Source organism: Pantoea alfalfae (assembly GCF_019880205.1).
GTDB classification, from domain to species: Bacteria; Pseudomonadota; Gammaproteobacteria; order Enterobacterales; family Enterobacteriaceae; genus Pantoea; species Pantoea alfalfae.
Window position 1 is genome coordinate 159,379 of sequence record NZ_CP082292.1, and the last position, 12,813, is coordinate 172,191.

Annotated in this window: 13 protein-coding genes; 7 read left to right on the forward strand and 6 right to left on the reverse strand. The window is 55.0% G+C overall.

Features of this window, described 5'->3' with window-relative positions; translation table 11 throughout:
* Positions 1-443: 443 nt before the first annotated feature.
* The 5 genes from K6R05_RS00745 (at position 444) to K6R05_RS00765 (ending at position 4,975) form a co-directional block, all read left to right on the forward strand.
* Positions 444-599, forward strand: a complete 156-nt coding sequence (locus K6R05_RS00745; protein ID WP_010258211.1) for a con-10 family general stress protein — start codon at positions 444-446, stop codon at positions 597-599.
* Positions 600-836: 237 nt separating this feature from the next.
* A complete protein-coding gene (fieF, locus tag K6R05_RS00750; RefSeq protein WP_161732985.1) occupies positions 837-1,739 on the forward strand; it encodes a CDF family cation-efflux transporter FieF in 903 nt (300 codons plus the stop codon).
* A gap of 207 nt (positions 1,740-1,946) precedes the next feature.
* Positions 1,947-2,909 (forward strand): 6-phosphofructokinase, encoded by a 963-nt coding sequence (gene pfkA / locus K6R05_RS00755; protein WP_003851263.1) that lies wholly within the window; start codon positions 1,947-1,949, stop codon positions 2,907-2,909.
* 142 nt (positions 2,910-3,051) lie between these two features.
* Positions 3,052-4,041 (forward strand): sulfate ABC transporter substrate-binding protein, encoded by a 990-nt coding sequence (locus K6R05_RS00760; protein ID WP_222924834.1) that lies wholly within the window; start codon positions 3,052-3,054, stop codon positions 4,039-4,041.
* 160 nt (positions 4,042-4,201) lie between these two features.
* Positions 4,202-4,975 carry a CDP-diacylglycerol diphosphatase gene (locus K6R05_RS00765; protein WP_222924835.1) on the forward strand — a complete coding sequence of 258 codons (774 nt, stop codon included), beginning with the start codon at positions 4,202-4,204 and terminating at the stop codon, positions 4,973-4,975.
* A gap of 28 nt (positions 4,976-5,003) precedes the next feature.
* On the opposite strand, the gene tpiA is transcribed toward K6R05_RS00765, so the two are convergent.
* The gene (gene tpiA / locus K6R05_RS00770) at positions 5,004-5,771 is read right to left on the reverse strand and encodes a triose-phosphate isomerase (protein ID WP_222924836.1); all 768 of its coding nucleotides are present in this window, start codon (positions 5,769-5,771) and stop codon (positions 5,004-5,006) included.
* A gap of 120 nt (positions 5,772-5,891) precedes the next feature.
* Positions 5,892-6,482 carry a DUF1454 family protein gene (locus K6R05_RS00775; RefSeq protein WP_161732993.1) on the reverse strand — a complete coding sequence of 197 codons (591 nt, stop codon included), beginning with the start codon at positions 6,480-6,482 and terminating at the stop codon, positions 5,892-5,894.
* Positions 6,483-6,580: 98 nt separating this feature from the next.
* Between K6R05_RS00775 and K6R05_RS00780 the strand changes: the two genes are divergently transcribed.
* Positions 6,581-7,015 carry a DUF805 domain-containing protein gene (locus K6R05_RS00780; protein ID WP_222924837.1) on the forward strand — a complete coding sequence of 145 codons (435 nt, stop codon included), beginning with the start codon at positions 6,581-6,583 and terminating at the stop codon, positions 7,013-7,015.
* Here the strand turns inward: K6R05_RS00780 and fpr are convergent.
* Positions 7,006-7,752, reverse strand: coding sequence for a ferredoxin--NADP(+) reductase (gene fpr, locus K6R05_RS00785; protein WP_222924838.1), 747 nt, complete (start codon positions 7,750-7,752; stop codon positions 7,006-7,008). The two genes, K6R05_RS00780 and fpr, sit on opposite strands and share 10 nt — an antisense overlap.
* Positions 7,753-8,025: 273 nt before the next feature.
* On the opposite strand from fpr, the gene emrD reads away from it, so the two are divergent.
* On the forward strand, positions 8,026-9,219 hold the full coding sequence (gene emrD / locus K6R05_RS00790; protein ID WP_013359474.1) for a multidrug efflux MFS transporter EmrD: 1,194 nt from the start codon (positions 8,026-8,028) through the stop codon (positions 9,217-9,219).
* Here emrD and glpX read toward each other — a convergent pair.
* From glpX to K6R05_RS00805, 3 genes are all read right to left on the reverse strand, one after another.
* Positions 9,209-10,219 (reverse strand): class II fructose-bisphosphatase, encoded by a 1,011-nt coding sequence (glpX, locus tag K6R05_RS00795; RefSeq protein ID WP_222924839.1) that lies wholly within the window; start codon positions 10,217-10,219, stop codon positions 9,209-9,211. The two genes, emrD and glpX, sit on opposite strands and share 11 nt — an antisense overlap.
* A gap of 96 nt (positions 10,220-10,315) precedes the next feature.
* Positions 10,316-11,827, reverse strand: coding sequence for a glycerol kinase GlpK (gene glpK, locus K6R05_RS00800; protein ID WP_033734465.1), 1,512 nt, complete (start codon positions 11,825-11,827; stop codon positions 10,316-10,318).
* A 30-nt stretch (positions 11,828-11,857) separates the two neighbouring features.
* On the reverse strand, positions 11,858-12,712 hold the full coding sequence (locus K6R05_RS00805; RefSeq protein ID WP_010258182.1) for an MIP/aquaporin family protein: 855 nt from the start codon (positions 12,710-12,712) through the stop codon (positions 11,858-11,860).
* Positions 12,713-12,813: the final 101 nt, after the last annotated feature.

Genomic DNA, 12,813 nt, shown 5'->3' on the forward strand with positions numbered 1-12,813 from the left:
GTTTTCCTTGCCATAGACACATCCCTGTCTTCCCCCGCCATGATGGTGGGGGTTTTTTTTATCTTTTTTTCACTTTTTTTAATTTGACCGGAATCATCACCACGCAACAAAACCCCCATTTTATTAGCGCTTGTTTAACGTTAGTTTGTCAGGCTCGATGATTATTGACTATTCAGGCCATCACGTAAATTTAAGCGTACCGGTAAGCATCTTAAGGCTGTCAAAATAATTTAAGCCACTGAAACTAATAGATTTACGGCCTTCTCATATAAGCTTTTATCTTAACTTTCAACGTGTTGCTTTTCCCGCGTTACGCTTGCCGGTTCAGGCGCACCCTCTACACTTAATCCTGTCACTGCAGGGAAGTTAAGTGTCTTTGCGAAGTCTCAGGGAGCAACAACCACATTATGTAGTCCTGAATGAATCTATTAACGGAGTAAGTTATGGCAGAGCATCGTGGTGGTTCAGGTAATTTCGCAGATAATCCGCAAAAAGCGTCTGAAGCCGGTAAGAAAGGCGGCCAGAGCAGCGGCGGCGGAAACTTCAAAAACGATCGTGAAAAAGCATCAGAAGCAGGGAAAAAGGGCGGCAAAAAGTAAGCGCCGCGTCTTTCTCAGCCCAGACCAGCACATGACTGTGGTCTGACACTGATGTGTATGACACTTTGCCCCGTCCTCCCCGAGGTCGGGGCTTGTTTTTTTATGCCTGCCACGCTTTTGCAAAAGAGACTAAGTCGTTGAATGACCCGCTAAGCACTGCCCGCCTCCTGGTGTTAAACTTTAGCCATTCTTTTATTTGAGTACGCATCATTGCTGATGCTGCAAAGGGAATCTGGCATGCGATCCTCTTATGGCCGACTGGTAAAGCGTGCTGCGCTGGCCGCCACCATTCTTGCTTCTGTGCTGTTAATCGTGAAAATTTTTGCCTGGTGGTACACTGGTTCGGTGAGTTTGCTGGCTTCACTGGTAGACTCGCTGGTGGATATCGCCGCATCCCTGACCAATCTGCTGGTGGTGAGATATGCGCTGCAACCGGCTGACGAAGATCATACTTTCGGGCACGGCAAAGCGGAATCGCTGGCGGCGCTGGCGCAAAGTATGTTTATCTCCGGCTCGGCGCTGTTTCTGTTTCTGACTGGCCTGCAGCATCTTGCCTCGCCCAGTGAGATGCGCGCGCCCGGCGTTGGCGTTGTGGTGACCGTTTTGGCACTGAGCTCAACGCTGGTGCTGGTCGCCTTTCAGCGCTGGGTGGTGCGTAAAACCCGCAGTCAGGCCATCAGGGCTGACATGCTGCACTATCAGTCGGACGTCATCATGAATGGTGCCATTCTGATCGCGCTGGTCCTGAGCAGCTATGGCTTTGTCCGGGCTGATGCCCTGTTCGCGTTGGGGATTGGCATTTTCATTCTCTACAGTGCGTTGCGTATGGGCTATGAGGCGGTGCAGTCATTACTGGATCGCGCGCTACCTGAAGAGGAGCGGCAGCAGATTCTGACACTGGCGACAAACTGGCCACAGGTGCAGGGCGTCCACGATCTGCGAACCCGCCAGTCCGGCCCCACTAAATTTATTCAGCTACATCTGGAACTGGAAGACCAGTTGCCACTGGTGCAGGCGCACCGGGTAGCCGATCAGGTTGAGAAGGCATTACGCAAAGAATTTCCTGGGTCAGACGTAATTATCCATCAGGATCCCTGTTCTGTGGTACCGTTCGAGAGAGAAGATTCTTTAGGTTTTTAACGTAAATGAATCAAATCGATACGAAAGGAATGACGTAACGCTAACATTGCTGCAAAAAATAGTGAAAAGTTGTCTGACCTGAATCAATTCAGCAGCAAGCCTTTGATATACTATCTGCCATCACATGTCGCGCTAATCGTAAAATGATCTTCAGCAGCGATCGACAGGCAGGATTAACCCTTAGTTTTGAACAATCCAGAGGTTGTCATGATCAAAAAAATTGGTGTATTGACCAGTGGCGGTGACGCCCCAGGCATGAACGCAGCTATTCGTGGAGTGGTACGTTCCGCGCTGAGTGAAGGACTGGAAGTTTTTGGGATCTATGACGGTTATCTGGGATTGTACGAAGATCGCATGATTAATCTTGATCGCTACAGCGTCTCCGACATGATTAACCGTGGTGGCACGTTCCTGGGCTCAGCGCGTTTCCCTGAGTTCCGTAATGAAGATGTGCGCCAGGTTGCCATTGAGAACATGAAAAAGCGCGGTATTGATGCGCTGGTTGTGATTGGTGGTGACGGCTCCTACATGGGTGCTAAGCGCCTGACTGAAATGGGCTTCCCATGCATCGGTCTGCCAGGCACCATTGATAACGACGTGGCCGGAACGGATTACACCATCGGTTATTTCACTGCGCTGGAAACCGTGGTTGAAGCGATTGACCGCCTGCGTGACACCTCTTCTTCGCATCAGCGTATTTCGATTGTTGAAGTGATGGGCCGCTACTGTGGCGATCTGACCCTGGCGGCGGCGATTGCCGGTGGCTGCGAGTTCATCGTCCTGCCAGAGTTCCCGTATACCCGCGAAGAGCTGGTTGCGGAAATCAAAGCGGGCATCGCCAAAGGTAAAAAGCACGCTATCGTGGCGATCACCGAACACATCTGCGATATCGACGATCTGGCCCGTTTCATTGAAACAGAAACCAAACGTGAAACCCGTTCGACCGTTCTGGGCCATATTCAGCGTGGCGGTGCACCTTGTGCGTATGACCGTATCCTGGCCTCACGCATGGGCGCTTACTCCATTGAACTGCTGATGCAAGGTTACGGCGGCCGTTGTGTGGGTATTCAGAACGAGAAGATGGTGCATCACGACATCGTCGACGCAATTGAAAACATGAAACGTCCCTTCAAGCGTGACTGGCTCGACACGGCGAAAAAACTCTATTAATTACAGGCGGGGTGTGCTGCACGGCATGCCCCAGCATTCTCCTTGCATATTCCCCTCGGTTATAACAGCTTATTTTTAATTCTTTTAGCTCTGTAATGGTTTATGTCACGCTTAGCCCATAACGACATTGGGAGAGTGCGTAATGAACAAGTGGAGTATTGGCGTTACCCTGTTGCTGGCCTCAACCAGCGTTCTGGCGAAAGACATTCAGCTGTTAAACGTATCCTACGATCCAACGCGTGAACTGTACGAACAGTACAACAAAGCGTTCAGTGCGCACTACAAACAGGAAACCGGCGACAATGTCGTGGTCCGCCAGTCGCATGGCGGTTCCGGAAAGCAGGCGACCTCCGTGATTAACGGCATCCGGGCGGATGTGGTCACACTGGCGTTGCAATCCGATGTTGATGCCATTGCCGAACGCGGTCGTATTGATAAGGACTGGATCAAACGTCTGCCGGACAACTCTGCGCCTTACACCTCGACCATCGTCTTCCTGGTTCGTAAAGATAACCCCAAGGGTATCCATGACTGGAGCGACCTGACGAAGCCAGACGTATCTGTGATTACGCCTAACCCGAAAACGTCCGGCGGCGCCCGCTGGAACTATCTGGCGGCCTGGGGCTGGGCACTGGATCATAACAACGGTGATCAGGCTAAAGCGCTGGCTTACGTCAGAGCGCTGTTCAAAAACGTTGAAGTGCAGGATTCGGGTGCACGCGGCGCCACCAACACCTTCGTTGAGCGCGGGATTGGCGATGTGCTGATCGCCTGGGAAAACGAAGCTTATCTGGCGGTTAACAAACTGGGTAAAGACAAGTTCGAGATTGTTACCCCGAGCGAATCGATTCTGGCTGAACCGACCGTGTCGGTGGTCGATAAAGTGGTGGATGAAAAGGGCACGCGTAAAGTCGCTGACGCTTATCTGAAATATCTCTACTCGCCAGAAGGCCAGACCATCGCTGCACAGAACTACTATCGCCCGCGTGATGCTGAAATCGCGAAGAAATTTGCCAGCACCTTTGCACCCGTGAAGCTGTTCACCATTCAGGACAAGTTTGGTGGCTGGGCGCAGGCTCAGAAAGCCCACTTCGCCGATGGCGGCAGCTATGACCAGGTCATGAAACCATAACGTATTGCGGTCAGCGCGCTCTGCGCTGACCGCTTATCCGCCACCCTCACGTCTTTTCTCTTCTCTGCCCAGCCGCTGGGTTATCTGCCCGAATTCCCCGTGACATTTTTTTCCCGCCAGGCGAGGATGCAGGCTGCTAAACCATTCGGGAAGCGTTGTTATGCCGACAAATCGTCGTGCAACCAGCCTGGTTGCGGTTCTGCTGGTGCTGCTCATTGCGGGAATACTGCTTGCCGCACTGCATTTCAAAAAGAACAGTGATGCACTCTGGCAGATTGTCAGCCAGAAATGTGTGCCTCATCAGCAGAGCAGCAGAGACCCTGCGCCCTGCCAGCGTGTTGACCAGCCGCATCGCTATGCCATGCTGAAAGATATGAACGGGCCGTTGCAGTATCTGCTGATTCCGCTCGACAAAATCACCGGTATCGAAAGCCCGCAGTTACTGCAACCCGCGACGCCTGACTACTTTGCCCTTGCGTGGCATGAACGAACCCTGCTTGCACAGCGACGCGGCTCACCCATTGATGATCGGGTCCTGTCACTGGCGATCAATTCACAATATGGCCGCACGCAGAATCAGCTCCATATTCATCTCTCCTGTCTGCGGGCCGATGTGCGTCAAAAGCTCGACGAGCTGACGCCGCAGCTTAGCGGTCAGTGGCAGGACATCATGCTGCGTAAGCACCGCTACTGGCTGCGTGCATTGACCCCGGACGAGCTGACTCAGCAGAGTGCATTTATCCGACTGGCCGATGAACGGCCAGAGGCACGCACAGAGATGGGGAAATATGGGCTGGCACTGGCTGAATTAAGCGATGGGCGACTGGTCTTGATGGCGATTCAGCGAAACTGGCTGCTGCTGAACAGTGGGTCGGCGGAGGAGTTGCAGGATCACGCCTGTGAGCTGATCGCGCCCATAAAAAAGGCGGCTTAAGCGCCGCCTCTGCCCGGAATGCTAATGCTTAAGCGTTTTTTGCAGCCGCCGCAGCTTTAACGATTACCGCGAAAGCATCTGCTTTCAGTGACGCACCGCCAACCAGCGCACCATCGATGTCAGGCTGGGTGAACAGCTCAGCAGCATTCTTGTCGTTAACAGAGCCGCCGTACTGAATGATGACCTGTTCAGCGATAGCTGCATCTTTCTTCGCGATATGATCACGGATGAATTTGTGCACGGCCTGAGCCTGAGCAGGGGTCGCAGATTTGCCGGTACCGATGGCCCAGACGGGCTCATACGCGATAACCGCATCTTTGAACGCTTCAGCGCCCTGGGTTTCCAGAACGGCATTCAGCTGACGCGCACAGACTTCTTCGGTTTTACCCGCTTCGTTTTCTGCTTCGGTTTCACCAATGCACAGCACCGGAACCAGGCCCACTGACTTCAGTACCGCGTATTTCTTCGCGATAAACTCGTCGCTCTCTTTGTGGTAAGTGCGGCGTTCTGAATGACCGATAATGATATATTTCGCGCCGATATCTTTCAGCATCTCTGCGGAAACTTCACCGGTAAATGCGCCAGACAGGTTAACGTCCACGTTCTGCGCACCCAGTGCGATGTGGCTACCGGAGATGGCGTGTTTTGCCTGCTCGAGATAGAGCGCTGGCGGTGCAATGGCAACGCCACAACCCTCAACGCCAGAGAGTTCCTTACGCAGACCCGCGATCAGTTCAGCTGTGATCTGCTTGCTGCCATTCAACTTCCAGTTACCCATAACCAGTGGATGTCGCATTCTATCCTCCGCATAACGCGATACATGAAAAATCGCTGCCAGCCGGCAGCGTTGTCTGCCAGACAGTATAGAGATCAAATGTAGTGATGGCTTTGCTTTTCGTCATTTTCAGCCACATCATCAGGGGCTCGCGAGCGCCAGTTTGACCGGTTCAATCGCGAAGGTCAGTCCTTTGTCGCCGTTGTCAGCGACCACAAAACGCAGCGCGCCGTCGACCTGCGCAAAGTAGGGTAAATCCTTACCTTCCTTCAGCAGGCTCTCCAGCTTTTTACGCCCTTCCTCGGCGCTTAATCCTGGTACAAAAAAGCGCAGCATGGCGGTCATATAAGCCAGCGCTTTTTGCTGTGAGGCGCTCTGGTCCGGGCCAGGCAGTGGCAGCCAGGTGATCTGCAGCGTCTTGATTTTACCGGTGCCGGGTTCCAGCGCGGTAGAGGCATAGAGCGTTTCATTGATTTTGCTGGCGGCGCGCGTCAGGTTGCTTTTATCACCCCGGTTATCAATAGCGCGATACTCCGGCAGCATCAATGCTGCATTGGCCAGATTATATTTTTCGCGAAACTGGCCGATAGTCATATCAAAGGTGGGAGCGCCCGCCAGCAGATAAGGCGCGGTGGGCAACGCATCGGGCCGTTCTGGCGGTGGCGGATCGGCGGCAAAGACCGGAACCGTCAGCGCAAACGATAACAGCAGTGCGCCAGGCAAATTCTTCATTTTGTCGATCCTAACCCGTAAACTCAGGCGCAAATTAAAACGGTTTTTATCCGCGAGGTCAAAAGTGCGGCGGTTCTCTTCTCTCTGGATGATAATGCATGACGTTACAACAATGGTGTTTTTCCTGGCGCGGCCGACTGGGACGACGTGATTTCTGGATCTGGCAGGCCGTCTGGTTGCTGACCACGACACTGTTATTCGTCTTAGCAGCAAACGACTGGATTGATAGCCAGATGGCGGCCTTTGGCGTGGTCTGCCTGCTATGGCCCGCCAGCGCGGTTATGGTTAAACGGCTGCACGATCGCAATCGACGCGGCTACTGGGGATTTCTGGTGATTGTTGCCTGGCTGCTGGTGGCGGGAAACTGGACCATGCTGGGTGGGGTTCTGCCCTGGCTGCTGGGCCGCGCCATTCCGCTTGCATTAATCGCTGGTCTGCTGCTGGATCTCGGCGTCTTTCGCGGTACCCCCGGCGCTAACCGGTTTGGTACCGCGACGCAGCCGGTGCGATACCGGCAAACGACTCACCAGTAATGTTCACTGGTGATATGGCCCGGCTTACGCTTCAGGTGTTTGCGCATCTCGCGCGTCTCTTTCAGTAACTGCTGGGTATCGCGCACCATCTGCGGGTTGCCGCACAGCATCACGTGGCTGCTGTCGGCATCCAGGCTTAACCCGGTGGCGCGCTCCAGCTCACCGTTTTCGATCAGCGCCGGGACCCGGCCCGTCAGCGAACCGGCGATCGCTTCGCGACTCACCACCGTCTGGATGTGCAGCTTACCTTGATAATGTTGTTGCAGCTGCTGCATCAGTGGCAAAAAGCTCAGGTCGGCCGCATAGCGTGCGGCATGCACCAGCACGATGTTTTCAAAGCGATCCAGCCCTTCGCCCTGCTGGAGCATCGACAGGTAGGGACCAATCGCGGTGCCGGTTGCCAGCATCCATAAGGTTTTGCATTCCGGGACTTCATCCAGCACAAAGAATCCCGCGGCTTCTTTGGTAACCATCACCTGATCGCCCGGCTGAAGTGCCTGCAGATGCGGACTCAGCTTGCCCTCTGGCACCGTGACCAGGTAAAACTCCAGCAGGTCATCTTTTGGCGCATTGACGTAGGAGTAAGCGCGCTGCACCCGCTCACCGTCGATTTCCAGCGCCAGCTTGGCAAATTGCCCGGCGATAAAAGGAGCGATGGGCGCTTTTACCCGGAGACTGAACAATGCATCCGTCCAGTTTTTGACTTCCTTTACTTCACCATTGACCCACTCAGCCATAATCACTCCCGGGTTGTTGATTATTCAGGCAGGTCACTATTTTCGCGACTAGCCAGCGAGATTGCCAGCCTGCGCCCTGGCAAAGGCTCTAATCGACAAACTGTTGCTTTGTCTTTACAGGCTGGAGCATAAACTTGACAGGCGCAAGCCCGGACCTTTTCGCTTACCTCTCGCTTTGTCATCCAATCCTGATATTTTGCCCGCCATAACAAGATGACTGGCGGGTGAACCGCTGTTTTAACCTCCTTTCACAGAAAGAAATTTTGCATAATCATGATTAGTAAACTGGAAAATCGCCCACTGCTGGTGATGCTCATTGTGCTGGTGGCTGTCGGGCAGATGGCACAGACTATCTACGTCCCGGCGATGTCGGTGATGGCGGACGCCCTGAATGTGCGGGATGGCGCGCTGCAGCGGGTGATGGCGGCCTATCTGATGACCTATGGCGGATCCCAGCTGATCTACGGTCCGCTGTCAGACAGTGTGGGCCGTCGTCCGGTGATCCTGGCGGGCATGATGATCTTTATGATCGGCGCAATCACGGCTCTGATGGCGACCTCTCTCGATATGCTGGTGCTGGGTAGCGCAATCCAGGGACTGGGAACCGGCGTGGCAGGCGTGATGGCCCGTACCATGCCACGTGATCTCTACGAGGGGCACGCGCTGCGTCGCGCTAACAGCCTGCTTAATATGGGCATTCTGGTCAGCCCGCTGCTGGCACCGGTGATTGGCGCACTGCTGACCCAGCTCTTTGGCTGGCACGCCTGTTTCGCCTTTCTGCTGCTGCTCTGTCTTGCGGTGACCGGTTCCATGGCGCGCTGGTTGCCGGAGACCCGGCCGCAGAGTGCGGAAGTGACCCCTTTCTTTAAACGTTACGCCCGCCTGCTCAGCGACGCGAATTTCGTCCGCTATATTGTGCTGCTGATTGGCGCGCTGGCCGGGATTGCGGTCTTTGAGTCGAGCTGTGGCGTTCTGCTGGGCGGCGTGCTCGGCCTGCACAGCCTGACCGTCAGCATCCTTTTCATCCTGCCGATTCCGGCAGCGTTCTTTGGTGCGTGGTTTGCCGGGCGCGAGCAGGGTTCATGGCACAGCCTGATGTGGTGGGGCGTGAATAGCTGTCTGCTGGCGGGCATCCTGATGTGGATCCCGGCATGGTTCGGCGTAATGAATATCTGGACGCTGCTGGTGCCCGCCGCGCTGTTCTTCTTTGGTGCCGGTATGCTGTTTCCGCTGGCGACCTCAGGCGCGATGGAGCCGTATGCGTGGCTGGCGGGAAGCGCGGGCGCACTGATTGGCGGCATGCAGAATCTGGGATCGGGCCTGGTGGCGTGGCTCTCAGCCATGATGCCGCAGCGCGATCAGTTCAGCCTTGGCATGCTGATGTTTTTTACCGCGCTGGTGATGCTGCTCTGCTGGTTGCCGCTCTCACGTCAGCCGGAGCGCGGCAATCAGCCGGTTACAGGATAAACGGATGGAGCGCCGGATCTTTACGGTCGAGATAGTGAATCGACTGGATGCGGCGAATGGTGCGTGATTTACCGCGAATCAGCAGCGTTTCGCTCGTAGCAATATTGCCCTGACGCGTAATGCCTTTCAGGAGTTCGCCACTGGTAATGCCGGTGGCGGCAAATACCACGTTGTCGTTACGGGCCATCTCGCCCAGCGTCAGCTTTTTACCCGCTTCAATTCCCATCTCTGCACAGCGCTGCAGCTCCTGCTCGCCAAGCCGACGGTTTTCAGCGCTGTCGCCTTTCACATGATGACGTGCCAGCAAGCGGCCCTGCATATCGCCGTCCAGTGCACGGATCACCGCCGCAGAGACCACGCCTTCCGGTGCGCCGCCAATGCCGTACATCACATCCACTTCGCTGTCCGGCATGCAGGTCAGAATCGAGGCGGCGACATCGCCATCCGGGAAGGTAAAGACCCGTACGCCCAGCTGCTGCAACTGGCCGATCACCGCATCGTGACGTGGCTTTGCCAGAATCGATACGGTCAGCTGCGACAGCGGCTTGTTCATCGCTATCGCGATATTACGCAGGTTGGTTTCCAGCGGCAGGTCGAGATCGATAGCGCCATGCGCTGCCGGACCGACAATCAGTTTCTTCATGTACATGTCAGGGGCGTGCAGAAAGCTGCCTTTATCGCCGACGGCCATCACGGCCAGCGCGTTAGCCTGGCCAAGTGCCGTCATGCGGGTGCCTTCAATCGGATCGACGGCAATATCGACCGCATCACCGCGACCGGTACCAACTTTTTCACCGATATAGAGCATCGGCGCTTCATCGATTTCGCCTTCACCGATCACAATCTGACCGTCAATTTCAATGGAGTTCAGGACATGACGCATGGCATGGACAGCCGCGCCGTCAGCTGCATTTTTGTCGCCGCGTCCTAACCAGTGATAGCCTGCCAGGGCGGCAGCTTCGGTTACGCGGGAAAATTCAATGGCAAGTTCTCGTTTCATGGCATCTACCTGACAAAAAACCGGCAGGCAGTGTAACACAGCGGGGCAGCAGGGCGGGGAAAAGGCCCGCGACGGCCAGCGTCGCGGGCACAGAGATTACTCCTGGTCTTCCCACGCCTGTGCGCGGGCAACCGCTTTTTTCCAGCCGGCATAGCGGAAGTTACGCTCGGTCGTTTCCAGGCTTGGACGGAACTCACGCTCAATAACCGCTTTAGCGCGCACTTCATCCAGATCCTGCCAGAAGCCGACAGCCAGACCCGCCAGATAGGCAGAACCCAGCGCCGTTACTTCACGCACTTCCGGACGCTCAACACGGGTGCCGAGGATGTCAGCCTGGAACTGCATCAGGAAGTTGTTGGATACCGCACCACCATCCACACGCAGCGCCTGCAGGCGGGTGTTGGCATCATTCTGCATCGCTTCCAGCACGTCACGCGTCTGATAAGCGATCGACTCCAGCGTCGCACGGATGATGTGGTTAGCGTTCGCGCCGCGCGTCAGACCGAAGATTGCGCCACGGGCATACGGGTCCCAGTAAGGTGCGCCCAGGCCGGTGAAAGCAGGCACCATGTAAACGCCATTGGTATCTTTCACTTTCATCGCGAAGTATTCAGAGTCAGCCGCTTCACTGATCAGCTTCATCTCATCGCGCAGCCACTGAATAGAGGCACCCCCGATAAATACGGCACCTTCCAGCGCATAGTTCACTTCACCGCGCGGGCCACAGGCGATAGTGGTCAGCAGGCCATGGGTCGAGGTCACCGCTTCAGTACCGGTGTTCATCAGCATAAAGCAGCCGGTGCCGTAGGTGTTTTTCGCCATGCCAGGCTGTACACACAGCTGGCCATACAGCGCGGCCTGCTGGTCACCGGCAATACCGGCGATAGGAATACGTGTACCGCCTTTACCACCGATGTTGGTCTGACCGTAGACTTCAGACGAGGACTTCACTTCCGGCAGCATTTCACGTGGGATATCCAGGATATCCAGCATGCGCTGATCCCACTCGAGCTTGTGAATGTTAAACATCATGGTACGTGAGGCGTTGGTATAGTCAGTAATGTGAACGCGGCCCTGAGTCATTTTCCAGACCAGCCAGGTATCAACGGTACCGAACAGCAGCTCGCCACGTTTCGCACGCTCACGTGAGCCTTCAACATGGTCCAGGATCCACTTCACTTTCGTTCCGGAGAAGTAGGGGTTAATTACCAGCCCGGTGGTGTGCTGGATGTACTCTTCCAGACCCTCTTTCTTCAGTTTGTTACAGTAGTCGGCGGTGCGGGGATCCTGCCAGACGATGGCGTTATAGATAGGTTTACCGGTCTCTTTTTCCCACACGATGGCGGTTTCGCGCTGGTTAGTGATACCAATTGCCGCAATCTCATCAGAACGGATATCGGCATGGGCCAGCACTTCAACCAGCGTAGAGCTTTGTGAAGCCCAGATATCCATTGGATCATGCTCAACCCAGCCCGCTTTCGGGTAGATCTGAGTAAATTCGCGCTGCGATACCGCAACGATATTAGAGTCGTGGTCGAGAACGACGGCGCGTGAGCTGGTTGTTCCCTGATCGAGCGCGACAATATATTTTTTATCTGTGGTAGTCATAAATTCAGTCCTGATGATAAAAGGTGAAACTTACGCTTTACGCTGCTGAGCGCGTGCAACTGGTTTGTCTGCTGGAACGCTTGCAGGTTCCTGGGCGGTACCTGGCAGGTAGCGACCAATCAGTGTGCGATAACCTACTGCACCCAGGCAGGCACCGACCAGCGGGCCAAAAATCGGCACGAGGAAGTAAGGGATGTCACGACCACCGGTAAAGGCAACGTTACCCCAGCCTGCCAGCCATGCGAAGATCTTCGGTCCGAAATCACGTGCCGGGTTAAGGGCGAAGCCGGTCAGAGGACCCATGGAGCCACCGATAACCGCAACCAGCAGGCCAATCAGCAGTGGAGCCAGTGGGCCACGCGGAATGCCGTTGCCGTCATCCGTCAGACCCATAATCACCGCCATTAATACTGCAGTGATGACCATCTCAACCAGGAAGGCCTGGCCGACACCGATATGTGGATTAGGGTAGGTTGAGAAGATGCCTGCCAGGTCGAGACTTTCAACCGTGCCGCGCACCATCTGATGGCTCTGCTCATAATCAAAAAACAGGCTGTAGTAGAGACCGTATACCAGCGCCGCGGCACAAAAGGCACCGGCAATCTGCGATACGATATAAGGCAGAACTTTACGTCCTTCAAAATTAGCAAACAGGCAGAGTGCAACGGTAATTGCCGGATTCAGGTGCGCGCCCGAAATGCCTGCGGTGAGGTAGGCGGCCATGGAAACGCCAAGACCCCAGATGATGCAGATCTCCCACTGACCGAAGGCGGCACCGGCGAGTTTCAGAGCAGCCACACAGCCTGCGCCGAAGAAAATAATCAAGCCTGTCCCCAGAAATTCGGCAATACACTGACCTTTGAGCGTGTTAGTTGTCTGACTCATAATAGTGGTTCCTGAAGCGAGGTTAAATTTTATCAGTTTTTGTTCTCAGTCCATGAGGCACCCAGCTTTTATGTAGGGCTGATGTGAATTTATCGTTAACG

Excerpts from the sequence above, each read along its gene's own strand:
- glpX (WP_222924839.1), bottom strand. The coding sequence starts at position 10,219 with ATGAAACGAGAACTTGCCATTGAATTTTCCCGCGTAACCGAAGCTGCC.
- tpiA (WP_222924836.1), bottom strand. The coding sequence starts at position 5,771 with ATGCGACATCCACTGGTTATGGGTAACTGGAAGTTGAATGGCAGCAAG.
- glpK (WP_033734465.1), bottom strand. The coding sequence starts at position 11,827 with ATGACTACCACAGATAAAAAATATATTGTCGCGCTCGATCAGGGAACA.
- fpr (WP_222924838.1), bottom strand. The coding sequence starts at position 7,752 with ATGGCTGAGTGGGTCAATGGTGAAGTAAAGGAAGTCAAAAACTGGACG.
- K6R05_RS00780 (WP_222924837.1), top strand. The coding sequence starts at position 6,581 with ATGACGTTACAACAATGGTGTTTTTCCTGGCGCGGCCGACTGGGACGA.
- K6R05_RS00760 (WP_222924834.1), top strand. The coding sequence starts at position 3,052 with ATGAACAAGTGGAGTATTGGCGTTACCCTGTTGCTGGCCTCAACCAGC.
- K6R05_RS00765 (WP_222924835.1), top strand. The coding sequence starts at position 4,202 with ATGCCGACAAATCGTCGTGCAACCAGCCTGGTTGCGGTTCTGCTGGTG.
- K6R05_RS00805 (WP_010258182.1), bottom strand. The coding sequence starts at position 12,712 with ATGAGTCAGACAACTAACACGCTCAAAGGTCAGTGTATTGCCGAATTT.
- fieF (WP_161732985.1), top strand. The coding sequence starts at position 837 with ATGCGATCCTCTTATGGCCGACTGGTAAAGCGTGCTGCGCTGGCCGCC.
- emrD (WP_013359474.1), top strand. The coding sequence starts at position 8,026 with ATGATTAGTAAACTGGAAAATCGCCCACTGCTGGTGATGCTCATTGTG.
- K6R05_RS00745 (WP_010258211.1), top strand. The coding sequence starts at position 444 with ATGGCAGAGCATCGTGGTGGTTCAGGTAATTTCGCAGATAATCCGCAA.
- pfkA (WP_003851263.1), top strand. The coding sequence starts at position 1,947 with ATGATCAAAAAAATTGGTGTATTGACCAGTGGCGGTGACGCCCCAGGC.
- K6R05_RS00775 (WP_161732993.1), bottom strand. The coding sequence starts at position 6,482 with ATGAAGAATTTGCCTGGCGCACTGCTGTTATCGTTTGCGCTGACGGTT.